General features: G+C 43.1%; 28 protein-coding genes. 12 read left to right on the plus strand and 16 right to left on the minus strand.

What is annotated here, in order from left to right; all coding sequences use genetic code 11:
• Nucleotides 1-10 precede the first annotated feature (10 nt).
• From PCC7418_RS02540 to PCC7418_RS02560, 5 genes are all read right to left on the minus strand, one after another.
• A complete protein-coding gene (locus tag PCC7418_RS02540; RefSeq protein WP_015224609.1) occupies nucleotides 11-1,063 on the minus strand; it encodes a hypothetical protein in 1,053 nt (350 codons plus the stop codon).
• A gap of 134 nt (nucleotides 1,064-1,197) precedes the next feature.
• Nucleotides 1,198-2,022, minus strand: coding sequence for a 4-hydroxy-tetrahydrodipicolinate reductase (dapB, locus tag PCC7418_RS02545; protein ID WP_015224610.1), 825 nt, complete (start codon nucleotides 2,020-2,022; stop codon nucleotides 1,198-1,200).
• Nucleotides 2,023-2,079: 57 nt separating this feature from the next.
• Entirely contained in the window at nucleotides 2,080-2,679 is a 600-nt protein-coding gene (locus PCC7418_RS02550; protein ID WP_015224611.1) for a CPP1-like family protein, read from the minus strand.
• A 57-nt stretch (nucleotides 2,680-2,736) separates the two neighbouring features.
• Entirely contained in the window at nucleotides 2,737-3,036 is a 300-nt protein-coding gene (locus PCC7418_RS02555; protein ID WP_015224612.1) for a TatA/E family twin arginine-targeting protein translocase, read from the minus strand.
• Between the two features lie 43 nt (nucleotides 3,037-3,079).
• Entirely contained in the window at nucleotides 3,080-4,276 is a 1,197-nt protein-coding gene (locus PCC7418_RS02560; protein ID WP_015224613.1) for a Coenzyme F420 hydrogenase/dehydrogenase, beta subunit C-terminal domain, read from the minus strand.
• A 160-nt stretch (nucleotides 4,277-4,436) separates the two neighbouring features.
• Here PCC7418_RS02560 and PCC7418_RS02565 point away from each other — a divergent pair, with 160 nt between their 5' ends.
• Together PCC7418_RS02565 and PCC7418_RS02570 are read left to right on the plus strand one after the other, a co-directional pair.
• Nucleotides 4,437-4,868 carry a hypothetical protein gene (locus PCC7418_RS02565; RefSeq protein WP_015224614.1) on the plus strand — a complete coding sequence of 144 codons (432 nt, stop codon included), beginning with the start codon at nucleotides 4,437-4,439 and terminating at the stop codon, nucleotides 4,866-4,868.
• A 77-nt stretch (nucleotides 4,869-4,945) separates the two neighbouring features.
• The gene (locus PCC7418_RS02570) at nucleotides 4,946-6,418 is read left to right on the plus strand and encodes a leucyl aminopeptidase (protein WP_015224615.1); all 1,473 of its coding nucleotides are present in this window, start codon (nucleotides 4,946-4,948) and stop codon (nucleotides 6,416-6,418) included.
• A 121-nt stretch (nucleotides 6,419-6,539) separates the two neighbouring features.
• Here the strand turns inward: PCC7418_RS02570 and PCC7418_RS02575 are convergent, their stop codons facing one another.
• Entirely contained in the window at nucleotides 6,540-7,514 is a 975-nt protein-coding gene (locus PCC7418_RS02575; RefSeq protein ID WP_015224616.1) for an L-lactate dehydrogenase, read from the minus strand.
• Between the two features lie 35 nt (nucleotides 7,515-7,549).
• The gene (locus PCC7418_RS02580) at nucleotides 7,550-9,274 is read right to left on the minus strand and encodes a diflavin flavoprotein (protein ID WP_015224617.1); all 1,725 of its coding nucleotides are present in this window, start codon (nucleotides 9,272-9,274) and stop codon (nucleotides 7,550-7,552) included.
• A gap of 358 nt (nucleotides 9,275-9,632) precedes the next feature.
• On the opposite strand from PCC7418_RS02580, the gene PCC7418_RS02585 reads away from it, so the two are divergent.
• A complete protein-coding gene (locus PCC7418_RS02585) occupies nucleotides 9,633-10,280 on the plus strand; it encodes a hypothetical protein (protein WP_015224618.1) in 648 nt (215 codons plus the stop codon).
• Nucleotides 10,280-10,861 (plus strand): Uma2 family endonuclease, encoded by a 582-nt coding sequence (locus PCC7418_RS02590; protein WP_015224619.1) that lies wholly within the window; start codon nucleotides 10,280-10,282, stop codon nucleotides 10,859-10,861. Before PCC7418_RS02585 ends, PCC7418_RS02590 begins: the two co-directional genes overlap by 1 nt.
• Before the next feature lie 68 nt (nucleotides 10,862-10,929).
• On the opposite strand, the gene PCC7418_RS02595 is transcribed toward PCC7418_RS02590, so the two are convergent.
• The 4 genes from PCC7418_RS02595 to PCC7418_RS02610 form a co-directional block, all read right to left on the minus strand.
• Nucleotides 10,930-11,631, minus strand: coding sequence for a Uma2 family endonuclease (locus PCC7418_RS02595; RefSeq protein WP_015224620.1), 702 nt, complete (start codon nucleotides 11,629-11,631; stop codon nucleotides 10,930-10,932).
• A 38-nt stretch (nucleotides 11,632-11,669) separates the two neighbouring features.
• Entirely contained in the window at nucleotides 11,670-12,161 is a 492-nt protein-coding gene (gene grpE, locus PCC7418_RS02600; protein WP_015224621.1) for a nucleotide exchange factor GrpE, read from the minus strand.
• A 5-nt stretch (nucleotides 12,162-12,166) separates the two neighbouring features.
• The gene (locus PCC7418_RS02605) at nucleotides 12,167-12,529 is read right to left on the minus strand and encodes a hypothetical protein (RefSeq protein ID WP_015224622.1); all 363 of its coding nucleotides are present in this window, start codon (nucleotides 12,527-12,529) and stop codon (nucleotides 12,167-12,169) included.
• A 278-nt stretch (nucleotides 12,530-12,807) separates the two neighbouring features.
• Entirely contained in the window at nucleotides 12,808-13,533 is a 726-nt protein-coding gene (locus tag PCC7418_RS02610) for a hypothetical protein (RefSeq protein ID WP_015224623.1), read from the minus strand.
• Between the two features lie 264 nt (nucleotides 13,534-13,797).
• Here PCC7418_RS02610 and hslO point away from each other — a divergent pair, with 264 nt between their 5' ends.
• The gene (gene hslO, locus PCC7418_RS02615; protein WP_015224624.1) at nucleotides 13,798-14,694 is read left to right on the plus strand and encodes an Hsp33 family molecular chaperone HslO; all 897 of its coding nucleotides are present in this window, start codon (nucleotides 13,798-13,800) and stop codon (nucleotides 14,692-14,694) included.
• A gap of 14 nt (nucleotides 14,695-14,708) precedes the next feature.
• Here the strand turns inward: hslO and PCC7418_RS02620 are convergent, their stop codons facing one another.
• The 4 genes from PCC7418_RS02620 to PCC7418_RS02635 all read right to left on the minus strand — a co-directional run bounded on the left by PCC7418_RS02620 (nucleotide 14,709) and on the right by PCC7418_RS02635 (nucleotide 17,774).
• Nucleotides 14,709-15,044: a hypothetical protein gene (locus PCC7418_RS02620; RefSeq protein ID WP_015224625.1), complete on the minus strand. Its 336-nt coding sequence runs from the start codon at nucleotides 15,042-15,044 to the stop codon at nucleotides 14,709-14,711.
• Nucleotides 15,045-15,131: 87 nt separating this feature from the next.
• Nucleotides 15,132-16,103 (minus strand): vitamin K epoxide reductase family protein, encoded by a 972-nt coding sequence (locus PCC7418_RS02625; protein ID WP_015224626.1) that lies wholly within the window; start codon nucleotides 16,101-16,103, stop codon nucleotides 15,132-15,134.
• Between the two features lie 57 nt (nucleotides 16,104-16,160).
• Entirely contained in the window at nucleotides 16,161-17,000 is an 840-nt protein-coding gene (btpA, locus tag PCC7418_RS02630; protein WP_015224627.1) for a photosystem I biogenesis protein BtpA, read from the minus strand.
• Between the two features lie 411 nt (nucleotides 17,001-17,411).
• On the minus strand, nucleotides 17,412-17,774 hold the full coding sequence (locus PCC7418_RS02635; protein WP_015224629.1) for a DUF1815 family protein: 363 nt from the start codon (nucleotides 17,772-17,774) through the stop codon (nucleotides 17,412-17,414).
• Between the two features lie 372 nt (nucleotides 17,775-18,146).
• Between PCC7418_RS02635 and acpP the strand changes: the two genes are divergently transcribed.
• From acpP to PCC7418_RS02670, 7 genes are all read left to right on the plus strand, one after another.
• Nucleotides 18,147-18,398 (plus strand): acyl carrier protein, encoded by a 252-nt coding sequence (acpP, locus tag PCC7418_RS02640; RefSeq protein ID WP_015224630.1) that lies wholly within the window; start codon nucleotides 18,147-18,149, stop codon nucleotides 18,396-18,398.
• A gap of 51 nt (nucleotides 18,399-18,449) precedes the next feature.
• Entirely contained in the window at nucleotides 18,450-19,700 is a 1,251-nt protein-coding gene (gene fabF / locus PCC7418_RS02645) for a beta-ketoacyl-ACP synthase II (protein WP_015224631.1), read from the plus strand.
• A 161-nt stretch (nucleotides 19,701-19,861) separates the two neighbouring features.
• Nucleotides 19,862-21,880, plus strand: a complete 2,019-nt coding sequence (gene tkt / locus PCC7418_RS02650; protein ID WP_041596407.1) for a transketolase — start codon at nucleotides 19,862-19,864, stop codon at nucleotides 21,878-21,880.
• 289 nt (nucleotides 21,881-22,169) lie between these two features.
• Complete coding sequence (locus PCC7418_RS02655) at nucleotides 22,170-22,955, plus strand: type 1 glutamine amidotransferase (RefSeq protein ID WP_015224633.1); 786 nt, start codon at nucleotides 22,170-22,172, stop codon at nucleotides 22,953-22,955.
• A gap of 71 nt (nucleotides 22,956-23,026) precedes the next feature.
• Nucleotides 23,027-24,013: a metal ABC transporter solute-binding protein, Zn/Mn family gene (locus PCC7418_RS02660; protein WP_015224634.1), complete on the plus strand. Its 987-nt coding sequence runs from the start codon at nucleotides 23,027-23,029 to the stop codon at nucleotides 24,011-24,013.
• 15 nt (nucleotides 24,014-24,028) lie between these two features.
• Complete coding sequence (locus PCC7418_RS02665) at nucleotides 24,029-24,823, plus strand: metal ABC transporter ATP-binding protein (RefSeq protein WP_015224635.1); 795 nt, start codon at nucleotides 24,029-24,031, stop codon at nucleotides 24,821-24,823.
• Complete coding sequence (locus tag PCC7418_RS02670; protein ID WP_015224636.1) at nucleotides 24,816-25,631, plus strand: metal ABC transporter permease; 816 nt, start codon at nucleotides 24,816-24,818, stop codon at nucleotides 25,629-25,631. Before PCC7418_RS02665 ends, PCC7418_RS02670 begins: the two co-directional genes overlap by 8 nt.
• Here the strand turns inward: PCC7418_RS02670 and PCC7418_RS02675 are convergent.
• On the minus strand, nucleotides 25,628-25,828 hold the full coding sequence (locus PCC7418_RS02675) for a hypothetical protein (protein ID WP_015224637.1): 201 nt from the start codon (nucleotides 25,826-25,828) through the stop codon (nucleotides 25,628-25,630). The two genes, PCC7418_RS02670 and PCC7418_RS02675, sit on opposite strands and share 4 nt — an antisense overlap.
• Nucleotides 25,829-25,888 lie beyond the last annotated feature (60 nt).

Raw genomic sequence — 25,888 nt, forward strand, 5'->3', positions numbered from 1 at the left:
CTCCGTCTCCTTACTGCACAGACATTTCTTCACCAACAAACATGACTTTTTGCTGCTCATGATTCCTAAAGGTTGCTTTTTGGTTAGCCACCGATACTAGTTTCCAGTTACTGCCAGGAATGGTTTCTTCTAGCATAATGCGTTGGGTTGCTCCTTGAACTTTTAATAACGCAGCAGAGTGTTCCCCTAATTCTAATAATCCCACTAGCCGATGAGGAGAGATTTCAGGAGTCGTTTTCGGCGTTTGTGGTTGGCTGTCCGTGGAGGGTGCTGGGGGTTGAGTTGGCGTTACTGTTTGGTTTTCCGATTGCTGGGTTTTAGCGGGTTGGGGCTGTGGACTCGGAGTGGGAGTTGGGGGGTTAGCCTTTGCCAGGGCTGGGGGAGGAGGAGGAAGCGCGGGTAAGGTAGCGACAGATTGTGGCTTTTGGGGTTGAGAGACTGGCGTTGGCTGCGGTTTCGTCTCTGGGATAATGGGGGTGACAGGTGGTTGGGCTTGGTCAATCTTCTGCTGGGCTTTGAGTTTTTCCGCAAGAGCTTGTTCTCGATCAATTTCTACCAGTGCTCGCTCCATATAATTCAGAAACTCAGGATTCGTGTCAGTGATCTGAGGCTCTTCGGGCTCTGAGTCTGCCATAGCAGCCTGAATCTCTTGTAAACTGGCTAATGAGAATTGATGATCGTCTTCGATTAAAAGCAAGCTCCCCATAAAGAGAGAACAAGATGAGAAGAAAATGATTTTGTCCAGATGGCGTGTCCAGAAAGGAGACTGGGGTGGAGGAGGTTCGGAAAATTCTTGTTCAAACTCTTCCAAGGGATCAAAGTTTACATCATGGAGGGGATCATCTCGAAAAGCAAAATTTTCAGGGTCATCCTCGTTATAGCCCCCAGAAAATGGAGTCCCAGAAACGGGGTTTCCCTGTTGAGAGTGATCATGATGTTCTCTTGATTGCAGATGCTCAAAACGGCGGTTTTTTTGTAACGCTTGATCAACTTCACTAAATAGCGTATTGATCATGAGTTCAGCATCAGATTCTAGTCTTCGCGGGGGATGAGATAGCGTCATAATTGCCTTTTGCCTTAACTTCAAAAAAGAGTGATTCACAAGGCACACAGAAAAGCAGACGGGTGAGGATTACTCTTGGTTTCAGGTTAGGTGATTTTTGGCGAAACAAAAGTGATTGTGATCGGAGCTTGATTTTATAAAATATTTTCTAACCCATACACCAATGATTTTAGTTCTGTCACTTTACGAATGGCAAGAATGACTCCAGGCATATAGGCAGCGCGATCGCTGGTATCATGACGGAGGGTATAAGTCTGACCACTTGCCCCAAAAATCACTTCTTGGTGAGCAATCAGACCTGGTAAACGAATACTGTGGATATGAATATTATCGTTCGCTAACGCCCCTCTTGCCCCCGCTAACGTTTCTTGTTCTTCCACTTGCGCTGGATTATAGGTTTTATCACCACTGAGCATTTGTGCGGTTTTAATCGCTGTTCCACTGGGAGCATCTGCTTTTTGATTATGGTGCAGTTCGATAATTTCTACGTGATCAAAGTATTTCGCAGCTTGAATTGCAGCTTGTTGCAGTAAGACAATGCCAATGGAAAAATTAGGGACAATCAGTGCACCTGTGGTTGCTTTTTCCGCAAAATCAGTCAAATCAGACAGTTGTTTATCGGTTAAGCCCGTTGTTCCCACTACGGGGCGCACTCCATACGCGATCGCGGTGCGAGTGTTTTCATAAACGCTATCAGGATGGGTAAAATCAACCATGACTCCCTGTGTGGGATACTGGGTTGCCATCACCAGCGTTCCCTGTAACTCATTGAGTAAGGGAACTTCAAGGGGACCACAACCCACGACTTCGCCAATATCTTGACCAAGATAAGCGGGATTTTGATCCACGGCCCCCACTAAAGTCATCCCTTCTGCTTCCGCAACAGCTTTGATCACTTCTCGACCCATTTTTCCAGCAGCACCATTAACGACCACTGGAATGACTGATTCCTCACTCATAACTGATGTTTCCTTTAACGACTGGTGAGCATTTTACAGGATTAGGAGAGCCAAACTCTAGCGCAAGAAACTGCTACTCAACCAAAACAGAAACAAAGTCGTTAACGCAGTAAACTGCTCTGAAGCCATTCCCGCAGCAACAACGGGGGCGAGGGCTGCACCTAAACCCACACCAATCAATAAACTAGCCAGAGTAATGAGTAAAGAACGACCCAAACGGTTTTCTTTGCGGTTTAAGAGATAAGCTGTGGCTGCAAAACCAAGGGCTAACATGACCGAAGCACTGTCACCAGAGGAGAGGGTAATCGCAACCAACAGAACAAAAATCCCCGCAGAAATTAATAAATCATTACGAGAAGGGGTATCCAAAAGTCTCTGTAGCCAGGCGGGAGAAGATGCAGGGTTCGGGGCTTGGGGTTTAGGTTTGGCTGGTTTGGCTCGTTCGGGGAAACGAATCCGTTCAGGGACTTTAATTTTTCCTTCTTGGCGGAGGCGCAACCGATCCATAATAATGGAGTCATAGGCAGCTTCTACCGCTTCTTTTTGTCGCTGATCGTCTTCGTATTCTTTAGTTAAACGAACTTTTGCTTCCTGTATCTCTTCAAAAGACGCATCTTCTGTTACGCCTAGTTGTTCATAAGGATTTTGCTCACTCATGCTTGTCTCCTTTTGTGGGGCTGATTCAACGTCATCATAACTTGAGCCAAAGAATTGCTAGACTTTGGTTTGTTCTTCTTGATCAGAGGTGGTTTTGGCGTGGGTTGATTCGCCATCAGAGACCGTTTCCGAAGCACTCGGTTCAAGCTGAGCATTCATTTTTACAGACTCATTACTTTGTGCTTTGTTGGTTTCCCGCTTAAATTCATTTTCAAATTCTTTAGAAGCATCTTGAAAACCACGGATGGCTTTGCCGAGACTACTCCCAATTTCTGGTAATTTTTTCGGACCGAAAACCAGTAACGCAATCACAAAAATCAACGCCATTTCTGGTAAGCCAATGCCAAAAACATTCATGAGAGATTCTCCAATGAGGTTTGCTACTGTCTAGTGTATCTTTTCAGTCTTTGGGTAGTTCGTACTGTTCTACGATGCGCTTGGCATATTCGGGCACATGGTCATCTAACTTCTCTGGATAGTTGCGTTTGACATATAAATAGTTCCGCGTGAAGTGAGAATCAATGGAAAAACGAGCATATTCTAAGCCTTTCGGGCCCACTTGTTCGATCACGACCCCCATTAATTTTGCTGCCCACATGGGAAGGGTCACTCCCTGATCATAGGCGGGAATACTTTGTTGGACCGCTGCTTTGCGATTGCCTTTTGAACTCACCGCTTGGGTTTCCAGTTGATCTTGAACGAGATCTAACATTTCTTTTCCGATGTCGTTGCGAACGACAATCCATTGATAACCAAACGGTGCGCCCATATAACCGACGACGAGATCGGCAAGAGAGTTGACATAATCAAAGCAACTCATGCAGGAAGGGGCAAAGACATCTTTTAATTCTTTGGTGTTGAGTCCGAAAAAGGGAACTTTTTCAATGCTGCCATCTTCATGCTTAAAGTGAACCCGAAAGTCTTGCATAAATTCGTAGTGAACCACGGTTTCGGGAGACTTACTGGTCGTTTCGAGAAATTTTTGGAGTCCTTCGCGGGTAACGTTATCCACGCAGGGCGTTCCTAAGACATAGAGTTTTTCGAGACCGAGTTTATCTTGAACCGCTCGCAACGCTTGGATTTGGCAACCGACCCCAATCACAAGGAGACGTTTGAAGCCCGATTGTTCCACTTCTTCTAGGATGGAGAGATTCGGGGAGAGAGTGGGTTTATTCACTCGCGCTGCTAAAACTTCTTCGGGAGTCCGCGCTATGATTGGCATGGGTTGGAAGCGATCTTCGGGGGTGTTTTGCACACAAACGACACCTTCCACTTTCCCTTGTTGGAGCATTTCACACGCGATCGCGCTGACAATGCCTGTCCACTGCGCTCCCTCAATCGGCTCTTTTTTTCGGGCTGCCATCATTTCTTGATGAACGCCAAAATAGAGATCGTCTTCTTTTTCTAAATCACGGCTTTGTCCATGGGCTTGGGCTTCTAAGTCTGCTATTTGCTCATGGAGAAAGGCACAGGCTTCTTTAACATAGTGGATGTAGTAGGTATCACACAACCCACATTCGCTACAAAGAGCTTTCGCGGGACGGGGACTACCAGCTTTGAGAGCTTTGGCTTTACGATGGGAAGAAACAGTACTCATCCTAAGTGTTTAATTTAATCAGCTAATGTTGAGACTCCTTTTATCAGGATAATTCACAATGGCAAGGGAAGCTAGAAGAAGGACAGACCAAGGGGAAGCAGTGACCATTGATAATATTTATTAACTGGATAGGGATTTTCAGGATTAATTGAGTAGTTTCATGGGAAAAGACAGCATCCGAACTTTATTTTTAGCGGTAATAATTGGTTTCATGAGTAGTAGTTGTGCAGCGACAAAAACCAATCAGTGCCGAGAGATTATTGAGATTGCAAATGAAACCGTAACCGAAGCAAGAACCTTAACCAATGGTGGACAAAGTAGCGATCCAGAAGCTGCTTTATTAGCTGCTGATACCATGGAACTAGCAGCAGAAGAAATGGCAAATTTAGAAATTACAGATGAACAGTTAAAACAGTACCAAAAAGATTTTATGATTCTGTACCAAGATACAGCAAGGGCAACCCGAGCCTTTGTTAAAGCTTATGAAAAAACCGATCAAAGAAAATTAAAACAAGCCCGAAAGCGGTTGCAAAAAGCCACTGCCCCAGAAAGCAAATTAGTGACAAAAATCAATCGTTATTGCGTCAAATAAATTGACAAGTAACGCCTAATAATTAACAATTAATAAGAAGCGCGTTGAATAAAGAATAACAAGTAGAGAGTATAGAGATGCAAATCCAAGCAACAGACAAAACAACCTTAACTTGGAGTGGTGATACCCTTGCTGTGGGATTATTTGTGGGTGGTGTCACTGTCACGGGTGAGCTTGCCGAATTAGATGAGAAATTAGCAGGAACAATTAAAGAACTGATTGCAGAAACCGACTTTGATGGGAAAGCAGGGAATAATGTGGTGACGCGGGTGGGTGGAGATACCCCAGTTCGTAAAATTATGTTAGTGGGTCTAGGAGAAACAGACCATTTCAAGCTGGATACGGTTCGCTTAGCAGGAAGCGCGATCGCGCGGTTAGCTAAGTCTCAACGTAGCAAAAGCCTCGCCATTAGTCTCCCCATCTTCGATAATAATCCCGCCCTTACCGCACAAGCAATCACCGAAGGCGTAACCCTCGCCCTCTATGAAGACCGTCGTTTCAAATCTGAACCAGAAGAACATCCCCTCAAACTAGAAAGCGTTGAACTGCTAGAACTGGGAAACCAAGATGCAGCCATTACCAAAGCCCAACAAATTTGTGATGGGGTCATTTTCGCGAAAGAACTAGTTGCTGCACCCGCAAACTCCCTCACCTCCGTCACCTTAGCCAACGCAGTAGAAGCAATGGCAACCGAGCACGGTTTAGAACTTGAAATTCTAGAAAAAGAAGACTGTGAAAAGCTCGGAATGGGGGCTTATCTCGGTGTTGCCCAAGCCTCGGATATTCCGCCAAAATTTATCCATCTTACTTATAAACCAGATGGAACACCTCGTCGTAAACTTGCTATTGTCGGGAAAGGTGTCACCTTTGACTCTGGGGGCTTAAACCTGAAACCTTCGGGGAGTGGCATTGAAACCATGAAAATGGATATGGGGGGTGCTGGTGCAACCTTTGGTGCAGCCAAAGCCATCGCCCAACTGAAACCTGATGTGGAAGTTCACTTCATTAGTGCAGCTACAGAGAACATGATTAGCGGTCATGCCATGCACCCAGGGGATATTCTCACCGCCTCTAATGGTAAAACCATCGAGGTGAATAATACTGATGCGGAAGGACGGTTAACCCTTGCTGATGCCCTTGTTTTCACTGAAAAATTAGGGGTTGATGCGATTGTTGATCTCGCCACTCTCACAGGGGCGTGTGTCATTGCTCTCGGTGATGATATTGCTGGCTTGTGGAGTACCGATGATCTCCTTGCAGAACAGTTAAAAACGGCTTCTGAAATTGGCGGGGAAAAAATCTGGCAAATGCCCTTAGAAGACAAGTATTTTGAAGGAATGAAGTCAGAAATTGCGGATATGACGAATGTTGGCCCCCGTCAAGGTGGTTCTATTACCGCAGCTTTATTCTTGAAACAGTTCATCCAAGAAACGCCTTGGGCGCACATAGATATTGCAGGAACTGCTTGGGCTGATAAAGAAAGTGGCGTTAATAATGCAGGTGCAACGGGTTTCCCTGTGCGGACTTTAGTGAACTGGGTGTGTAGCTAACCACAGCTATGTAACGTTTTGGAATTTGATCATCCTCTAGTTGTTCTATGATCAACAAAAAGTAGTAGGGTGGGCATTGCTCACCCTACCCTTGATGAGAGGTAAATTTGATCTAACATCTTCAGAGAGTTAGCTGATCAATGATTTTCCGCAAAACTTGTGCAGAGTCTTGTAATTGTTTTTGTTCTTGATTAGACAAGGGTAAATTAACGATTCGACTCACTCCCTGGGCATTAGTAACTGCGGGTAAACTCAAACAAATATCTTTAATGCCAACAAAATCTTCAATCAGGGTACTGACTGTTAAAATGCGGTTTTGATTGCGTAAGATTGCTTGTACGATTTGCGTTACCCCTAAGCCAATGGCGTAACTGGTTGCGCCTTTCCGTTGAATAATTTCATAGGCTGCATTTTTCACCTCTTCAAAAACGTTAATTAAATCCTCGGGAGGGGTTTCTCCTTCAAAAATGTGCCTTCCAGAAATATTCAGGGTACTCCAAACGGGAACTTCACTATCCCCATGTTCTCCGATAATATAAGCATGGACGCTACGAGGATCAAGTTGGAAATGGTGAGCCAGCAGGGAACGAAAACGGGCTGTATCTAAAACCGTTCCTGATCCTAAAACTTGGGATGGGGGTAAACCAGAGAATTTTTGCGAAACATAAGTCATCACATCCACAGGATTCGTCACAATCAGGATAATCGCTTGTGGGGCGTAACGAACCACATCTGGAATTAAACTGCGGAAAATTTCAACATTGCGAGAGACTAAATCGAGACGACTTTGTTCAGGTTTTTGTTTTGCCCCTGCGGTAATAATAACAATATCAGCATCAACGGCACTTTCAATTGTTCCCGCATCAACCTGAGTCGGTTCAACAAAGGGTAAGCCATGGGTTAAGTCCATCACTTCCCCTTTCAGCTTTTCTTGATTAACATCAATAATCACCAATTCATCCAGTGTATTTTGGATGAGGAGGGAATATGCACAAGCCATTCCCACTTGTCCTGCACCAATAATGACCCCTTTTCGGGAGGGCACACGGGAAAATTCTGTCTGGTTGTTTGGAAACTCGTAAAATAGATTATTCATCTTGATTTCTCCCGTGGGTTGTAAGTAATCTACAGTTAGTAATGATTTCCAACTTTGCGATGGTGAACTGCGGTTAAAGATTCCGGTTTGGAAACTCGCCCTTGGGTAATTTTGCTATAAACAATCCAATGATCGCTGCATTCCATTCGGCTAACTACTTCACATTCAAGGTAAGCTAATGAATCGGAGAGAATCGGAGACCCGTTATTTGCCCCTTGGGTATTAACTCCTTCAAAGCGATCGGCACCTGGTTTAAATCGCTTCAGGAAGTGTCGCATCAGATGTTGATAGTTCCCTTCTTCTAAAATATTGAGAACAAATTGATCGCCCACTTGCATTAACGCCTCGATCGCGCGATCTTTTGCTACAGCAATACTAATCCCTGGCGGATCAAAACTCGCTTGCGCCACCCAAGAGGCTAACATCGCACTTTTCAGGTCGCCTTTTTTCGCCGTGATAATATAGAGTCCACCGCTTAAGCGTCCCATGGCTTTGTCTAAATCACTATCGAGGGACTTCATCTGTTTCACGGTTTTCTCTCGCTGTAACCATTGTCCGAGGTCAGTTCCCGCTTCCTCACACAGCTTGTAAGTGCTTTCATTCGGCGTATCCGTCATCCGAATAGCGGGGAACACTTCTTTTAAGCCTAAATCCGAGAAACGAGTTTTAATGGGATCAATCGGTTCATCATCTTCGCCATAAGATTCAAAAACGCCCATGGCTTGCTTAGAAGAAACAGAAGCAAGAATCGTTCCGAGAGTTGCACTGGCTTCACTGGCTTTTTCTCCGCTTGCAGGTGGCATTCCCACCACAACAGCGTTGGATCGTTCTACTAATTCTCGCACTTCTTGTTGATCGGCTGCCAACAAGTCCATCATTTCCACATTAATACCTGTTTTCGTAATCCCATAAGCAATGGCTTGCGAAGCGCGATCGCTGTAACCATAATCGGAAACATAAAAGACAGCAACTGTCTTTTCTCCCTTGGCTTTATTCTCACTCCAGGTGCGATAACGATTAATTAATTCTTCCACGTTGTAGCGTAGAATCGGACCATGACCATTGGCGACCATCGCCACATCGCCCAGTTTTCCCATGCGTTTTAACGCCGATAAAACCGATCGCGCATTCGGTCCCATTAAACAGTCATAATAGAAGCGATAATCGGGGGAAATTGCCTCTAAATCATTATCGAGTAAGTCATCGCTACAATAGTGCATTCCAAACACATCACAGGTGAATAAAATGCCGTTTCCCCAATCATAGGTCAACATGGTATCGGGCCAATGTAAGTTTGGCGCGTTGACAAACTCTAACTCATGACCCTTTCCTAAATCGAGTTTTTCACCTGTTTTCACCACTTGACGGTCAAAAGGCTGGTGAACAAATCCTTCTAAAAACTGAATCGCCACTTTACTTCCCACAACAATGGCTTGGGGGGCGATTTCTAGAATCTCTTTCACTAAACCGCTATGATCAGGTTCAGTGTGACTAATCACCAGATAATCAATTTCTGTCGGATCAATTAAGGCTTTCAGTTGCGATAAATATTGATCGCGGAACTTTTCATGAGAGGTATCGACTAAAGCGGTTTTTTCTCCCCGAATCAGGAACGAATTGTAAGTGGTTCCATTTTGTAAACCAAATTCAATATCAAAACGATCGCGATCCCAATCTAAACAGCGAATTGCAGTGGTATCAGACGTGAGATCGGCGGTTTGAATGGTTAAACGCTTTTCTTGTACGGGTGTTGCGACCATGAGGGTCCCTCCCTGCTTTTATATTAATTTTTGTGTATATAGCACTTCCCAATCTCATGAGGTACATTCTAAATTTTGGTTCTTTGTTCTTCGTTCTTTGTTCTTCGTTCTTTGTTATTTGTTGGTTGTTAATCAATGAACCACGAACCATGAACCATGAACCATGAACATCCACCGACTCGCATTACGTACCTCAACCAACTAGGAAACGCTATATATTCAGTATCTCACACCCGTAAATGGTTCTGGAAGGAAGAGTAATATTTGCTGACGATAGAACGTTCCCAAGTGAATCAGCAATGACTCATTAGGATTAAAATACAACAATAACCATTTTCTAGAAAACAAAGTTCTGATTATGCAACTTCCCTCGCTGACATGGTTGATGACTTGGTTTGGCGGAATTTATTTATTGCTTTTAGGCTCAGTTTTTTTCTTTCTTGGAGTTGCTGATTTTAGTGTTGCTGATGATGTTTCTAATCCGTCAAAAATTAGTGTTACTGGAAGCGCGATCTCGCTAATAGTGGCGATGATTTTGGTTTTATGGATAGATAGCGTAACAACTGAAAAAGATATTTGGAAAGGAGATAAAAATGTTACCCCAGAAAACACAGCCCAAAGCAATGAAGAGTTGAATAACAGTGGCTGTTTGGGGATTAGTTCAATCTTGAATAAAATTCTGGGAACATTTTTCTATTTACTATTAGTTCCCTTACAATTTACAAAAATTGGGGAATGGTTTTATCAAATTCAATGGTTTGTATTTAGCACTTTAGACAATTGGTCTTCCCTGTTACCCATTATCCTCGCTTTTTTGTTCTTTCTTTCCTATAGTTTGCAAAAAAGTTTTGTGTATTATGTATGGCTTTTAGGAAGAATCTGTTTTTTAGGACTACTTTTCACGAATCAAGTTCTATTTCAGTACACCATCATCCCCAGTATTATGGGTATATGTGTACAGTTATCCTATCAACTCCTGCGCCTTGGTTATAAAAAAATGAATTAATGATGCGATTGGAAAAACGTTTATTTACGGTCAGTGAATATCAAAAAATGGCGGAAGTTGGAATTTTAACAGAGCGCGATCGCGTAGAATTAATGGCAGGAGAAATTATTCCCATATCTCCCATTGGTTATCGTCATGCTGCAACGGTTAAACGTCTGAATGACTTATTCGGTCAACGCATAGGAAACCAAGCCATCCGAGGAATACAAGATCCGATTGTTTTAGATAATCAATCGCAACCACAACCAGATGTAGTGTTATTACATCCTCGTTCTGATTATTATGCCAGTGGACATCCGCAACCACAAGACATTTATTTACTCGTTGAAGTTGCAGACAGTAGCATTACTTACGATCGCGAGATTAAAATCCCTTTATATGCTCAGGCTGAAATTCCAGAAGTGTGGCTGATTGATCTTAATGAAAATAGTGTAGAAGTATATCAAAATCCGTTGCGCGATCGCTTTTCTCATCTTCAAATTTTACAACAAAATTTGAGCATTTCAAGTCTGGCTTTTCCTAAAATTACTTTTACCATTGCTGAACTTCTTGGAACTGATCTAGACAATTTTTCCAACTAAAATGCTAAAGAATGAAACGACCCTGCTTTCTACAGGGGACCCCACCGCAAACCGCCTAAGTTGAGGAATTATTCTGGTAAGTCACCAAACTGCTGCTGATAGCGGGCTAAACGGGCTTCTAGTTCAAGCACTCGTTGATGTTCTTCCTCTGCACGTCTTTCCGCATTTTCTCGCGCTTGTACCGCTTGTTTCAAGGCTTGGGCTAACTCTTCAGGAATGAGTAATTTCTCTCCCGTATCAGCGCGATAGAAGCCAATGAGCGTATCTTCTACCTGTAAGTCTAGGTTTAACGGTTCACTATGTCCATCCTCAATGAGTTGATAGGTTTCATTCACTAAACGATAACCGCGCAATTTTTCTTCGATCCATTCCCCTTTCGGATCAAATAACCAATATTCAGTAACTCCTAAATTTTCATAGAGTGTTTTCTTCGTTTCTAAATCTTCCCGTTGTGTTCCTTTGGAGGTCATTTCAAAAATAACCGCAGGAACTTCTCCTTCTTCCCAAATTTTATAATTATCTCGCCCTCCAGGGGTGACATTAAAAATCACCATCACATCTGGTGCGACTCGCAGTTTGGGAACCCCTTGGGCATAGTATAAAAATTGATTGCTCAAGACAGTTGCTTGCTGATCACTCAGGTATTGACGTAACACTTCCAACGTCGTCAATATTGCATCAAGATGAACGTAACTTTCTGCAAAAGGTTCACCATCCTCACTGGGATAAAAAATCTCTGAACGGGTCTCACTGGGATGAAAAGTAGTCATAGATTTTAGCCCCTTCCCGACTTCACAAATTATTATATCTAATCCGATTGATTAGAACGTTGAGAAGTAATTACTTCTAGATAGCGTAATATTTTTTCTTTGAACCAAAATCCTTGACGCACAATTTTAGTAATGGTTTTTTCTTCTAAATCATCTCTTGGTTCGCGATCAACAACTTTACAAACTGAATAATCAGGGAAGGAGTCAGAGTGTTCAATGAGAGTTACATTCCGTCTTTTAAGAATCGTTAACAGTTTATTTTGTAAACTAGTTAAAGATTTGGGAAGTCGTTTCATTAAACGAGGATTATCAGGATTATATTTTAAAGCAGTAATCAAAGATTCTAAACCATCATACAGTTCTAACAGTTCTAAGAACAATTCTGCTTTTTCCGCATTGGTTTGGCTTGTTTTTTCTCTAATTTCTTGTTCTAAAGAGAATTTATCTTTTAACAAACCGCTTAAGTTGTCTAATAACTCCTGATACTGCTTTGGAGTTAGACAGTATTGTTGTTGCTCATTTGGTGTCATATTTATTAAAGAGAATTTACTAAGTCGATACCGATTTCTTTATCAATTTCCTTAACTGACTCAGTTGAGTCAATTAAGGACTGTACCTTATCAAATTCTGAGATTAATTTCAACTCAGGAGCAGGTTGTTCTAATTCGGAATAATTTTGACGCTTAAACCGTTGCGTAATCGGAAAAATTGGACGTAAATAATCTGCTTTAAGTCTCTCTTGAGGATTACTTAATTTCTTTCTGGCTTCAGCAATGAGGCTAGGGGAATATTTTTTGCGCTTCATTGCTTGAGTAAAGGCTTTCATGATTTCTTTTTTTGAAGCTCCAGAAGATACTTCCAAAACATCATAAGGATTAGGGGTTATTTGAGATTCCATGAGCAAGCTCCTAGATAAAGTTTCTTCCTAAAAAGAGAATTTTAATATTATTCTGATGCTTTGAATACTAACTAATTGACTGACAAAAGATCCAAAATGTAGGTTGGGTTGAGGTAACGAAACCCAACATTAGCAAGGGTTTTGTGGGGTGACGAGTCAAAGATTACGCCTTCCGTTTAGGAAGAGACCCCTGTCCTCACGCTTTGCGACCCTTGGTCAAGCTAACCTACGACAGATAGGGATTTCAAAAGTTTTCTCAGTCAAGTAGGCTTTTAATATTAGCGTAATCCTAATTCTCTATAAAGGGTATAAAAATCTGGTTCATTCGGACATAAGCTATAAGCCCAACGTCCTAATTGCATGATATCCTCTTGATATAAATTTCTCTTTTCGACTCCCTCAATTAAAATTTTTATACAAATTTCTGCCACCATATAGCGTATTTTCTCATCTTGGGACGATCGCGCTTTTCTAACTGCTAATTTTAAATTACCATCATCTAACAATCGAGAAATTTCTTGCTGTTCTTCTATTTGAGTAATTTGCTTTGATAATTCTAATAGAGTGACATTATTTCGATCAATATTTCTTAATTCATTGAGTTTAGTTTTTCCTTCTCTAAAACTCATTAAGAAGTTTTTCAAATCTTGAGAAAGTTGCTCAAAGTCTATTGTTTCACTTCCTAACCAAGGAATATCCTTTAAAGCTGGATCATTTCTTAAATTCGCGATCGCGCAACACCAAGCAGTAATCCAATCTTCCATTTTTTCTGGGTGGACTTGTGCTTGATAATAAGTTGCAATCGCCCAATTATGTAGAGAAGTGATATCTTTTTTCTCTAAAAACAAGGCTTCAGTACGTTGAGCAAGTGCTTTCCAAGATAAATTTTCCCAGTCTAAATTCGCAATTCGAGGTTCAATATGTTGATAAACATTATGTTCGACAACAGAGTGCGTACCATACCGTTCAAAAAATTCCTCAGATAGAGTCTTAGCGTATTCCAAATTTTAGTTACCCAAACTCAAGTATTGATACATATATTTAAGTTGCTTTAAGGCAAGAAATCCTAACACCTCTGTCCTTAATTGCAGAATAATCAGTAGTAGGGTGGGCAATGCCCACCCTACCGTCAATTCAGATTTTATTACTGTAACTTGACTTTTCAAAAATTGTGTTAATTGCAGAATAATCAGCGTAAAGTGATAACAAATCTCAAATAGCGAATACCATAGAAAGAGCAGCAAATGTAAAGAAATGTAAGGGGTTTTATGGCAGATCAGTTAATTCGAGCGACAGCAGCAGATGGCGGGATTCGAGCGGTTGGGCTGATTTCAACCCGACTCACAGAAGAAGCCCGACAACGACATAATCTGTCTTATGTCGCTACCGCAGCATTAGGACGCGCAATGTCCTCTAGTTTATTATTGGCTTCTAATATGAAGCAGGAACAATCTCGGGTTAATCTTCGCATTAAGAGTAATGGTCCTCTTGGTGGTTTATTAGTGGATGCAGGAGTTGATGGAACGGTTCGTGGTTATGTTCAGAATCCCTCGGTGGAGTTACCCCCCAACGATCGCGGTAAGCTAGATGTCGGCGGTGCTGTGGGTCGCGATGGCTATCTCTATGTGATTCGGGATGTGGGCTATGGGTATCCCTATTCCAGTACCGTAGAACTGGTTTCTGGTGAAATTGGTGATGATGTGGCAAATTATTTAATGACATCCGAACAAACGCCGTCTGCGTTGCTCGTGGGTGTGTTTGTGGGTGCAGAAGGGGTCACTGCTTCTGGTGGAATTTTATTACAAGTTCTCCCCAAAGCCTCCCATGATGAAGAATTAGTGCAAACCTTAGAGTCGAGAGTGGGTCAATTATCTGGCTTTACCCCATTGATGCGACAAGGGAAAACCTTAACCAGTATTTTTGAAGAATTGTTGGGCGATATGGGATTACAGATTTTTCCCGATGTGCAAATGGTACGCTTCCATTGTGGTTGTACTTTTGAACGAATGATGGGGGCGTTAAAGTTACTTGGGATTGCTGAGTTAGAAGATATGATTGAAAAAGATGATGGCGCAGAAGCAACTTGTCACTTCTGCGGTCAAGTGTATCAAGCAAGTCGGGAAGAGTTAGTGGAATTAGTGGAGAAAATGAAGGTAGAACGTTAAGCGTTTTCTGCTTTTTAAAATGTTACTTTTGTCCGCAACCACTCTGTAATAAGTTGCGGACAATTGCCTTTAAACCACCGCCAAGCCACGGCTCTAAATGCAGGTTTGCTTAAACGCGCGATCGCCTTTAAAAACCGATTCATCGGACGAAATCCCACTTTTTTATTAATAATATTAATTGAGCCAACATCATATAAACAATCTAAAATAATTTTGACCGTTGCTTCTTCCCGTTCCACTAAGTTACCTAGTAATAATAGAACATCGTGCATCCGCTCTTCTTTAACGCGCTCTTCTTCTAAACGCTTTTCTAGTTGTAGTTTCACTGACTTTTCTGCTGGTACTAGCATCTTTCCTTAATCGTGACTGAATAAACAATATTGAAAAATGCTGTTCGAGTCCACTCAAAACAGCATATCTAATTAAAGTAACTTGTCTTATGGTAATTGATATTTAAAGTCAGTTGATCCTTGATAAGCGGAAAGTTGTGATAATCGCTCTAGAGGTTGTGTTCCTCGATAGATTTCACCATTAATTTCCCAACTCGGATAAGATTGAATCTTGGCTGCTTGACAGGCTTCTGGTTGCGGATTCACTCCTCTGGGGTCACATTCAATATAGTTGATTTTATCAAAGGCAGTTTTGCCAAATAGCTGTTTTTGCTCAAAACAGTGGGGACACCAAAACGCACCATATTTTTTCGCGCCAATGCTGCTTAAATGTTCAGCCAGAGCAATTTCAGCAGGTCCTGATTTTGTCGTAATTTCCCACCCCTTTGGCGGTTCAGGTGCAGAGTCGGCTAAAGGAATCACACTGGCTTCTTGAGCAACTGCTGGCTGGTTATTGATATCAGAATAAATGCCTAATGTCCCCACTAACGTCACCATCCCCACAACAATTCCTGTAAAGAAAACTTGTCCTAAATCATCCCAATCTTTACCCAGTAAGGTGAGGGTTAATAAACTTAAAGAAAAGAACGCCGAACCAATACAATAGGGACAGAAGGTTTTTAATTCAAAGGATAAAAGATACATTAGGTAGGCACTGAAAGCAGTCATGGCGACTGACCCGATTAGAAGGAGAAACCAACTCCATTCTTCCAGTTGTTTACGTAAAGCCTTCTTTTGCTGGGGATTAATTAATAAAGGCCCCAGAGAAAACAGCACGATCGCGCTATAAGCCCCAAAGCCAAATAAACTTAAAGGCAATCCAAAAACAGTTGCATACGGACTGTTGAGAACATTGCTACAATTCCCCCCAGCATCCGTACCAGCGACACAACCGACGGTCTGACCGGTTAATTTTTGGACGGTGAGATAAGCGGTGAGAATTGCTCCTAAAAGCGCGATCGCGCCGATGATTGGACGAGACCAGCGATAAATCCAAGGGGTAGAACGTCGTCTTACCATCAGTTATTTCCTCTCACAAATTGCGTGCGTAGCATGAGAACAATTTAATCCTAGCAGTCATGCTTTCCCAGAAAAGGAAAACGGCTCTTGTTGGCTATTTTCAGCTTCTCGCACCGCTTCCACAAACTGACTGACCCGAATCGGATCAATCGGATTCTTAATATTACCATTGCGCTTGAGAGAACTCGCCACAATCACGCCATCGGCTGCACCCAGCAGACGAGGAACATTATCCCATGTCGCGCCACTGCCAATAAAAACGGGTTTCCCCGCAGCAGCCCCAGCAGCGATTTCTAAATCCTCTAAAGTGGGCGGATCACCCGTCATTCCACCAGAAATAATAATGCCATCAGCCAGCCCCCGCTCAACCGTTTCTTGTACCGCCATGGCGAGAGGCGGATTGCCTAAAGGATAAGCGTGCTTCACACAAACATCAGCAAAAATGCCCACCTCTGAGCCTAATTCTCGCCGATAGCGCATTAACTCATGAGCTTCTCCTTCAATCACCCCTTGATCCGTTGCCATAATCCCCGTCAGGACATTGACGCGGATAAATTGAGCATTGACACAAGACGCGATCGCGATCGCGCTTTTCGCATCATTTCGTAAAACATTAATCCCCACAGGCAACATCACCAAATTCATTACCCGTTGCACAATGAGCGTCATCGCACTCACAACCGCCGGATCCACTTGATTTTTGGCAAAAGGGGCATCAAAAAAATTTTCTATAATAATACCGTCCACACCGCCAGCAGCTAACGCCGTAGCTTCTTGTTCGGCACGTTCTCGGACAGCTTTTAAGTTACCGCCCCACCTGGGAGAAGAAGGGAGGGGCAGCAGGTGAACAACACCAATCACGGGATGGGGAGTTTGAAAAATTTGTTCTAAGTCCACGTTGTTTACTCGAACGCACTACGAATTGACCCTAATCAACGGTCGCCACAAAAAGGAAGTCAGTCACAGAATTTACTGCTACACAGCAACCCCCTTTTCTCCGACGTTCGTTTCGACAGATTTTGCGACCACAAACTTCTTATCATAGCGGGTCATCGTCCTTAAGACTACCATTCTCCCTTTAACTTGCCACTAACCCACCCCAATTAAAAACTGCTGTCAAATGTTTAACGCCGAGTGGTAAAAACCGTGGTAAACATCATTAAAAAAGCACCAATGCCAATAATAACGGCGATTCCCACTGGAATAACATTCATCAATTGCTCTTGATCCATGAGTCCTTTCTCCTTAAACGCACTGTCTTTCCAGTGTCTCAGACCAAAGTTGATCCTGACCAGATTCGAGACTGAATTAATGCTCAGTTTTCAGCAAGTGGGGAGATTGCGGATCAGGTTCAATCTCAGTGGTACAAACTTGCGTTTTCACCAGATTTGCCAACTCTTGCAGTTGATTAATCGCTTCTGCACCTTCTAATTTCATCAGTTCGCGATCATCGCACAATTCTGTCCACGTAATGCCATAATCAGAGACCAGAAAGCGAATCAGGTGATTGTCTCCTAAGCTAACCATAAAGGAAGCACTATTCATTTCTTGACCGCAAGTATAACAAGACGCAAGGTAGCCTCGCCTTTCTAAAACGATAGCAAGGGCCTGTAAATTCATGACCAAGTCCTGAATAAATTGGCGATGTTGGTGAGCTAGTCGTGTAAACACTTTTATCCTCCATCGGCACACAATTTTCTCATTGTAGCCTATTCTTTAATACTTTCTTAAGATTTCGTGATCGTTCTCCAAACGACAACAGTCATCTCTACGCTAGCAAAGTTCCTCACAAACCACTCGCAAGAGGTTCAGTTTCCGCTTTGGAACATTATCGTTTGATAGCAATTCTCGGAGGAGACACATGGTAAATTTTCGTTATTTGTTATTGGTTCTTTGTTCTTTGGTAACTCTACGGTGAAACCGATAGGGTAGATCTCAAGCGGAATCCCAGAAGCATTTTCTCTCTTCCCGCTTTCCGATAAGATATAGAATGCTAAGACCGATAACTAATTTGGGATTGAATTAATTAAGGAAAATTAAGGAATGAATCAAGAAACGTTTAACAAAGTCAAAGGCATTGTTGCTCAACAACTCGAAATTCAAGATCAAGAAACCATCAAGCCTGAATCCAAGTTCGCTGAAGATTTAGGGGCAGACTCCCTCGATGTCGTGGAATTAGTAATGGCGTTAGAAGAAGAATTTGACATCGAAATTCCTGATGAAGCTGCCGAAAAAATTGCCACCGTCCAAGCAGCTGTGGACTATATTGAAGAAAAAGCAGCGACTCCTTCCTAATCTTCCGAGTGCATTACTCAGGTACACTCCCCAAAAGAGACATCGAAAATTATGGCAAATTCGCAAAATCAACGCGTGGTAGTGACGGGATTGGGTGTCGTCGCTCCCGTCGGTAATACCTTAGACACCTACTGGAAAGCCCTCTTAGCAGGGCAAAATGGAATTGGCAAAATTACCAAATTTGATCCGACGGCTCACAGTAGCCAAATTGCAGGAGAGGTGAAGGGGTTTGATCCCCATCAGTATTTAGACCGCAAGCAAGCCAAACGCATGGATCGGTTTGCTCAATTTGCCTTGGCTGCTAGTTTCCAAGCCCTGAGTGATGCCCAGTTGGAGATTAATGACTTGAATGCGGATCAAGTTGGGGTGATGATTGGGACGGGAATTGGTGGGATTAAAGTCCTCGAAGATCAGCAAGAGGTTTATTTGAATCGGGGACCGAGTCGGTGTAGCCCTTTTATGGTCCCGATGATGATTGCGAATATGGCTGCTGGCTTAACTGCAATTCATGTCGGGGCAAAAGGACCCAATTCCTGTCCAGTTACAGCTTGTGCTGCTGGGTCGAATGCCATCGGCGATGCGTTTCGGATTATTCAACGGGGAGAGGCTCAAGCCATGATTTGTGGCGGAACAGAAGCAGCAATTACCCCTTTAACCGTTGCTGGGTTTGCTTCGGCAAAAGCTCTCTCCACACGCAATGATGATCCTGAACACGCTTGTCGTCCGTTTGATCGCGATCGAAATGGCTTTGTTATTGGTGAAGGCTCTGGGATTCTCATTTTAGAATCCTTGGCACACGCCCAAGCACGAGGCGCGAAAATCTATGGCGAAATCGTCGGTTATGGGATGACCTGTGATGCTTACCATATTACGTCCCCCACCCCTGAAGGGACTGGCGCTGCTCGCGCGATCGCGCTGGCTTTAAAAGATGGCAATCTTCAACCACAAGAAGTCAGTTATGTCAATGCTCATGGCACCAGCACCTCCGCCAACGATGTCACCGAAACCAAAGCCCTCAAAAAAGCTCTTGGAGAATCCGCCTATCAAGTCGCTATTAGTTCCACCAAATCCATGACAGGACACTTGCTGGGCGGATCAGGAGGCATTGAAGCCGTGGCAACCGTCATGGCGATCGCGCAGGATAAAATTCCTCCCACCATTAATCTCGAAAACCCCGATCCAGACTGCGACCTCGATTATGTCCCCCATACCGCTCGGGAAACAGTGGTCAACTGTGCATTATCCAACTCCTTTGGATTTGGCGGTCATAACATTACATTAGCCTTTAAAAAATATCCTTAAGGAGTCCGCTGATCAATCACATCCCAAACGAGCTTGCCCCTTGATCCCACTTTCTGTAAAGATAGAAGGGAATTATGGGCACTGCTCAGATCTCGTTGGGTTCTCGGAGAAAACCCCTTAAAAAAATTTTCCAGTCAACCGTAGTTACAGAAGAATCAATTATGGTCGCTGCTACTCAATCACTCGAACAACTTTGCATCAATTCCATACGCTTTCTCGCAATTGATGCCGTCGAAAAAGCCAGTTCTGGACACCCTGGCTTACCCATGGGGGCTGCTCCCATGGCGTTTGTCCTCTGGGATAAATTTCTGCGCTTCAACCCCAAAAATCCCCATTGGTTCAACCGCGATCGCTTCGTTCTCTCCGCAGGACATGGTTGTATGTTGCAATATGCCCTGCTTTATCTCACCGGTTACGATAGCGTTAGTCTAGACGATATTAAACAATTCCGTCAATGGGAATCCAAAACCCCCGGTCACCCCGAAAACTTTATGACTGAAGGGGTAGAAGTGACCACAGGCCCCCTCGGACAAGGAATTTCTAATGCTGTCGGTTTAGCAGCAGCAGAAGCCCATCTCGCTGCTCGTTTTAACAAACCTGATTGTCAAATTGTCGATCACTACACTTACGTCATCGCCAGTGATGGTGACTTAATGGAAGGCGTTTCTAATGAAGCCTGTTCTCTCGCAGGACACCTTGGACTCGGTAAACTCATTGCACTTTACGATGACAACCACATCTCCATTGATGGCGAAACCGAACTCTCTTTCACCGAAGATCGGATGAAACGCTATGAAGCCCTCGGTTGGCATACACAAGTTATTGAAGATGGTAATACTGACCTTGAAGGTCTAGAAAAAGCCATTGCTAATGCAAAAGCAGTCACCGATAAACCTTCCATTATTGGAGTCAGAACGGTCATCGGTTTTGGTTCTCCCAATAAAGCAAACACCCATGATGTTCACGGGGCCGCTTTAGGAAAAGATGAAGTCGCAGCGACTCGGAAAGAACTCGGTTGGGAGTACGGCGAATTTGAAGTTCCTGAAGATGCACTCAGCCACTTCCGTAAAGCTGTCGATCGCGGAGCGCAATCAGAACAAGAGTGGAATCAACTCTTTGCAGAATATAAGGGCAAATATCCCGAAGACGCGAAGAATCTCCAGCAACTCATTAGCGGTGAACTCCCAGCAGGTTGGGAAGATGCACTCCCTACTTACACCCCTGATGATAAAGCCGATGCCACTCGTAACCAGTCGGGAGCAGTCTTAAATGCCCTTTCCCCCGTGTTACCTGGTTTAGTCGGTGGTTCCGCTGACTTAGCACCCTCCAACAAAACCTACGTCAAATCCAGTGGTGACTTCCAAAAAGGCGCTTACGAAAACCGTAACTTCCGCTTTGGGGTTCGTGAACATGGCATGGGCGCGATTTGTAACGCCATGGCACTCCACAATTCTGGTTTAATCCCTTATGGCGCAACCTTCCTCATCTTTACTGATTATATGCGCGGTGCAATTCGTCTTTCTGCACTGTCTCGCGCTGGGGTAATTTGGGTAATGACTCACGACTCCATCGGTGTCGGTGAAGATGGTCCAACTCACCAACCCATTGAACAAGTTGCTTCCTTACGGGCGATTCCAGAATTAGCTGTTTTCCGTCCTGCTGATGGGAATGAAACCTCTGGGGCTTATAAAGTTGCTGTCGAACGTGCAGCAGGAAATCCTCATGCTCCCACCCTCCTCGCACTCTCTCGTCAAAAACTCCCTAATTTACAAGGAAGTTCCATTGAAAAAGCAGCTAAAGGGGGTTATGTCCTTTCTGATAGCAACGGCACGCCAGAACTGATTCTAATTGGTACAGGGAGTGAAGTTGAACTCTGTGTCAATGCAGCCGAACAACTTCGTCAAGAAGGGAAAAATGTTCGCGTTGTTTCTATGCCTTGTTGGGAACTGTTTGAAGAACAAGACGCAGGCTATAAAGAGTCAGTTTTACCGCAAGTGGTAACGAAACGAGTGGCTGTTGAAGCGGGAACAACATTTGGCTGGTGTCGCTATGTCGGCGCTGAAGGTGAAGTCATTGGTATCGATCACTTTGGTGCATCCTCTCCTGGTGGCGTGGCTATGAAAAACTTTGGTTTCACCACTGAAAATGTTGTTGAAACCGCGAAAAAAGTCTTAGGCTAAACGGTCACTGAATAATGATTCCTCGTCACAGATGTTCCCCCCATCTGTGGCTTTTTTTGCAATATTACGGTAATCTATAGCAGTTTTCACGCTTCTTGAGGTACATTCTAAATTTTTGTTCTTTGTTCTTTGTTCTTCGTTATTTGTTATTTGTTGGTTGTTAATCAATGAACCATGAACCATGAACCATGAACATCCATCGACTCGCTTTGTACCTCAACAGACTAAGAAAGGCTATAAAATTAATTTCTCTCACCTTCAGCAAACCCTAACCAATGACGAATGAAAGATGGAATTAACCATAGGCTGGCTATATCCCACCTTAATGAGTACCTACGGCGATCGCGGAAATGTGATTTGTCTGCAACAGCGCAGTCAATGGCGGGGCTTACAGGTGAAAGTGGTTCGTCTCGATTTAGATGCAACCGCAACCGCCTTTGAAGAGATTGATTTATTTGTTGGCGGGGGCGCACAAGACCGTCAGCAAGAGATTGTCATGCGAGACTTAAAAGGGGCAAAAGCTCAAATCTTGCGTAATAAAATTGAAGGCGGAACACCCGGCGTTTTTACCTGTGGTTCACCTCAACTGTTAGGACATTATTATGAACCTGCTTATGGGGAACGCATCGAAGGCTTAGGGATTTTTGATTTAGTCAGTAAGCATCCTGGTAATAAAGCCGATCGCTGCATTGGCAATATTGTGTTCCGTTTAACCGCTTCTCCCCTCGCGCAGATGGTACAAGCACGCACCGGTGAACCCCCGATTGTGATCGGGTTTGAAAATCATGGCGGACGCACCTATTTAGGCAATGTCCAGCCCTTGGGAAGAGTCATTGTTGGAAATGGCAATAATCAGGAAGATGGCTATGAGGGAGCATTTTATGGCAACGCGATCGCGACCTATGCCCATGGCCCCCTTCTCCCCAAAAATCCCTTTCTTGCGGATTGGCTGATTGAAACCGCTTTGGAATTGAAATATCAAAAAACCATTCAACTTTCACCTCTGGAAGATGAGTTAGCCCAGAAAGCTCGGAAAGCGATGTTTAAGCGTCTAGAGGTGGGAAACTTAGCTTAAGTTCAACCCATCCTTGTCAGGAGATTGAGTTTTGATCCGAAGGGACTTATAATGATAATGATTATCACTTTATGTCCGAAGCCATGAAACAACATCCTTTCATTAAGCTCATTGCTTTACTCTCGATGACAACTTTGTGGGTGGGATGTGGAACCCCCTCTGTTAATGAAACACCAGAAACACCTGATGAGACTACTCCTGAAGCTGTCACCGAAAAATTGGAGATTACAGTCAGCATTCTTCCGCAAAAATATTTTGTGGAACGGATTGGCGGTAATACAGTTGATGTCAATGTCATGGTGCAACCAGGGGCTTCTCCTGCAACCTATGAACCCAAACCCCAACAAATGAAAGCTCTCAGTGATGCGGAAGCCTATCTGCGGATGCGAGTTCCTTTTGAAAAAGCCTGGATGGATCGGATTGAAAGTGCGAATTCGGAAATGAAAATTGTTGATTTAACTCAAGGAATTGACCGTCAACCGATCGCGCAACACCATCATCACGGAGAACATGATCACGCCCATCATCACGGAGAAGAAGAAGAAAAAGCAGTCAATCTTGATCCTCATATTTGGCTTTCACCTGCGTTAGTGAAACAACAAGCGCAAACCATTTATAACACACTGGTTGCACTGAATCCTGATGCTGCTAATACTTACCAAGAAAACTTAGATGCTTTGATCAGCGATATTGAAACTTTAGATCAAAATATTGAAGCCACTCTCGCTGACTTAGACCAGAGAACATTTATGGTTTTTCATCCCTCTTGGGGCTATTTTGCCAGAGACTATGATTTAGAAATGATTCCCATTGAGGTTGGGGGAACTGAACCCAGTGCTGCAGAATTATCTCAGTTTGTGAAACAAGCAAAAGCAGAGAAAATTAGTGTTATTTTTGTACAACCCCAGTTTGGGGTGCAAAGTGCAAACGCGATCGCGCAATCTGTCAATGCAGAAGTTTTAGAAATTGACCCCTTAGCCGAAAACTGGCTGGAAAATATGCAATCGGTTACCGATGTTTTTGAAACTGCTTTAAATCAGACACCAGATCAACAATAGAATTGAAACGTGAAAATGAGTACATTGAGTTTGTCAGCACAATCAGAAATTATTAGGATTGAAAATCTTTGGGTGCATTATGATCAGGAATCGGTTTTAGAAGGGATTAATTTGTTCGTTAAAGAAGGAGATTATATCGGGATTATTGGCCCCAATGGTGGCGGAAAAACAACGTTATTTAAAGTGATTTTAGGGTTGATTCCCCACCAAAAAGGTGAGATTAAAATTTTAGGAGAACCTGTAAAAAAAGGAAGACAATATATTGGTTATGTTCCCCAAATTATGCAGTTTGATGCTGCCTTTCCAATTACTGTGGCGGATGTTGTCAGAATGGGACGTTTGGGGAAACGGCGACTCTTACAACATTATAGAAAACGAGATGAAGTGATTGTGGATCGGGTTTTAGAACAAGTGGGATTATTAAAGTGGCGCGATCGCGCTTTATCTGAACTTTCAGGAGGACAAAAACAACGGGTTTATATTGCCAGGGCATTAGCCACAGAACCGAAAATTCTGTTATTAGATGAACCCACCGCTAATTTAGATCAAAATGTTTCCACAACCCTTTATGAACTATTACGTCAGTTAAATGAATTTGTCACTATTCTTATGATTTCTCATGATATTAGTGCGGTTTCTGCTTATGTGAAAACGATCGGCTGTTTAAATCGCACCTTCCATTATCACGGGGGAAATCAACTTACCTCAGAACTGTTAGAACAGACTTATGGCGATCGGGTTCAGCAATTAGTTCATGTCTCCAAACGGTTTTTAGCAGAACATCAACAGGATAGAAATAATAATGCTTGAAGCCCTTCAATATGAGTTTTTTCGGAATGCTATTATCGCTGGAATTCTAGTTAGCATTGCAGGGGGAATTATTGGTAGTTTAGTCGTTGTTAATCGCATTGTTTTTGTTGCGGGAGGAATTGCTCATGCAGCTTATGGCGGTGTTGGCTTAGGATTTTTCTTAGGATTTAATCCCGTTTTAGGGGCGTTAGGCTTTAGTTTGGGGTCAGCCCTTTTAATGGGCGCAGTGCAACGAAATAAGCATTTAAGGCGCGATACGGCAATTGGAATGTTATGGGCAATTGGGATGGCAATTGGTGTGATTTTAACAGATTTAACCCCAGGTTATAAGGCAGAATTAGAAAGTTATTTATTTGGGAGCATTTTAGCTGTTCCCACCACCAATCTCTGGATTATGCTCGTCATTGATATCATTATTATTGTCTTAGTTTATTTATTTTATAAAGAATTACTTGCCATCTCTTTTGATGAAACCTTTGCTACCGTTCGCAATGTTCCCGTCAATCAAATTTATTTACTATTAATGGGAATTATTGCCCTTGCTGTGGCGATGATGATGCAAGTAGTCGGTTTAATTTTAGTGATTGCTTTATTAGCCATGCCCGCAGCAGTAACCAGTCAATTTGTGAAAGACTTAAAAGCAATGATGGGCTTAGGAGTTGTTTTGAGTTTGCTTTTTGTTACCCTTGGTTTAGGGCTGTCTTATACCTTAAATTTAACCTCTGGGGCAACCATTATTTTAGTCAGCGCGATCGCGTATTTAATCACTTTAATCCTCAAACCCATTTTGAAATGGCGAAACAACTAATCAGACGAAGAATCAGGGGGAAGCCTCATCTGAGAAGATTGAGTAGGGGGAGAAACAAATTTCAGATTGGACGCGATCGCGAGAATCAATCCCCCCAAAAGACATAATGGAAAGGTAAGGGTTAGCTCTCTCAACCCTTCCCAAATCTCGACAACCACAAATAAAAGACCAAAGCAAACCAGCCAAAAGCGTAACATGATTTTTGTTAAAGGAACATTATTACTTCTAAGATAATTAAAAAATGCGGGAGAGTCTGA

This window comes from Halothece sp. PCC 7418, assembly GCF_000317635.1.
GTDB lineage: Bacteria > Cyanobacteriota > Cyanobacteriia > Cyanobacteriales > Rubidibacteraceae > Halothece.

Excerpts from the sequence above, each read along its gene's own strand:
- dapB (WP_015224610.1), bottom strand. The coding sequence starts at position 2,022 with ATGAGTGAGGAATCAGTCATTCCAGTGGTCGTTAATGGTGCTGCTGGA.
- PCC7418_RS02670 (WP_015224636.1), top strand. The coding sequence starts at position 24,816 with ATGCTTGAAGCCCTTCAATATGAGTTTTTTCGGAATGCTATTATCGCT.
- PCC7418_RS02595 (WP_015224620.1), bottom strand. The coding sequence starts at position 11,631 with ATGACTACTTTTCATCCCAGTGAGACCCGTTCAGAGATTTTTTATCCC.
- fabF (WP_015224631.1), top strand. The coding sequence starts at position 18,450 with ATGGCAAATTCGCAAAATCAACGCGTGGTAGTGACGGGATTGGGTGTC.
- PCC7418_RS02585 (WP_015224618.1), top strand. The coding sequence starts at position 9,633 with ATGCAACTTCCCTCGCTGACATGGTTGATGACTTGGTTTGGCGGAATT.
- PCC7418_RS02555 (WP_015224612.1), bottom strand. The coding sequence starts at position 3,036 with ATGAATGTTTTTGGCATTGGCTTACCAGAAATGGCGTTGATTTTTGTG.
- PCC7418_RS02625 (WP_015224626.1), bottom strand. The coding sequence starts at position 16,103 with ATGGTAAGACGACGTTCTACCCCTTGGATTTATCGCTGGTCTCGTCCA.
- PCC7418_RS02655 (WP_015224633.1), top strand. The coding sequence starts at position 22,170 with ATGGAATTAACCATAGGCTGGCTATATCCCACCTTAATGAGTACCTAC.
- PCC7418_RS02560 (WP_015224613.1), bottom strand. The coding sequence starts at position 4,276 with ATGAGTACTGTTTCTTCCCATCGTAAAGCCAAAGCTCTCAAAGCTGGT.
- PCC7418_RS02605 (WP_015224622.1), bottom strand. The coding sequence starts at position 12,529 with ATGGAATCTCAAATAACCCCTAATCCTTATGATGTTTTGGAAGTATCT.
- tkt (WP_041596407.1), top strand. The coding sequence starts at position 19,862 with ATGGTCGCTGCTACTCAATCACTCGAACAACTTTGCATCAATTCCATA.
- grpE (WP_015224621.1), bottom strand. The coding sequence starts at position 12,161 with ATGACACCAAATGAGCAACAACAATACTGTCTAACTCCAAAGCAGTAT.
- PCC7418_RS02665 (WP_015224635.1), top strand. The coding sequence starts at position 24,029 with ATGAGTACATTGAGTTTGTCAGCACAATCAGAAATTATTAGGATTGAA.
- PCC7418_RS02590 (WP_015224619.1), top strand. The coding sequence starts at position 10,280 with ATGATGCGATTGGAAAAACGTTTATTTACGGTCAGTGAATATCAAAAA.
- PCC7418_RS02570 (WP_015224615.1), top strand. The coding sequence starts at position 4,946 with ATGCAAATCCAAGCAACAGACAAAACAACCTTAACTTGGAGTGGTGAT.
- hslO (WP_015224624.1), top strand. The coding sequence starts at position 13,798 with ATGGCAGATCAGTTAATTCGAGCGACAGCAGCAGATGGCGGGATTCGA.
- PCC7418_RS02540 (WP_015224609.1), bottom strand. The coding sequence starts at position 1,063 with ATGACGCTATCTCATCCCCCGCGAAGACTAGAATCTGATGCTGAACTC.
- PCC7418_RS02675 (WP_015224637.1), bottom strand. The coding sequence starts at position 25,828 with ATGTTACGCTTTTGGCTGGTTTGCTTTGGTCTTTTATTTGTGGTTGTC.
- PCC7418_RS02575 (WP_015224616.1), bottom strand. The coding sequence starts at position 7,514 with ATGAATAATCTATTTTACGAGTTTCCAAACAACCAGACAGAATTTTCC.
- PCC7418_RS02565 (WP_015224614.1), top strand. The coding sequence starts at position 4,437 with ATGGGAAAAGACAGCATCCGAACTTTATTTTTAGCGGTAATAATTGGT.
- acpP (WP_015224630.1), top strand. The coding sequence starts at position 18,147 with ATGAATCAAGAAACGTTTAACAAAGTCAAAGGCATTGTTGCTCAACAA.
- PCC7418_RS02550 (WP_015224611.1), bottom strand. The coding sequence starts at position 2,679 with ATGAGTGAGCAAAATCCTTATGAACAACTAGGCGTAACAGAAGATGCG.
- PCC7418_RS02580 (WP_015224617.1), bottom strand. The coding sequence starts at position 9,274 with ATGGTCGCAACACCCGTACAAGAAAAGCGTTTAACCATTCAAACCGCC.
- PCC7418_RS02660 (WP_015224634.1), top strand. The coding sequence starts at position 23,027 with ATGTCCGAAGCCATGAAACAACATCCTTTCATTAAGCTCATTGCTTTA.
- PCC7418_RS02620 (WP_015224625.1), bottom strand. The coding sequence starts at position 15,044 with ATGCTAGTACCAGCAGAAAAGTCAGTGAAACTACAACTAGAAAAGCGT.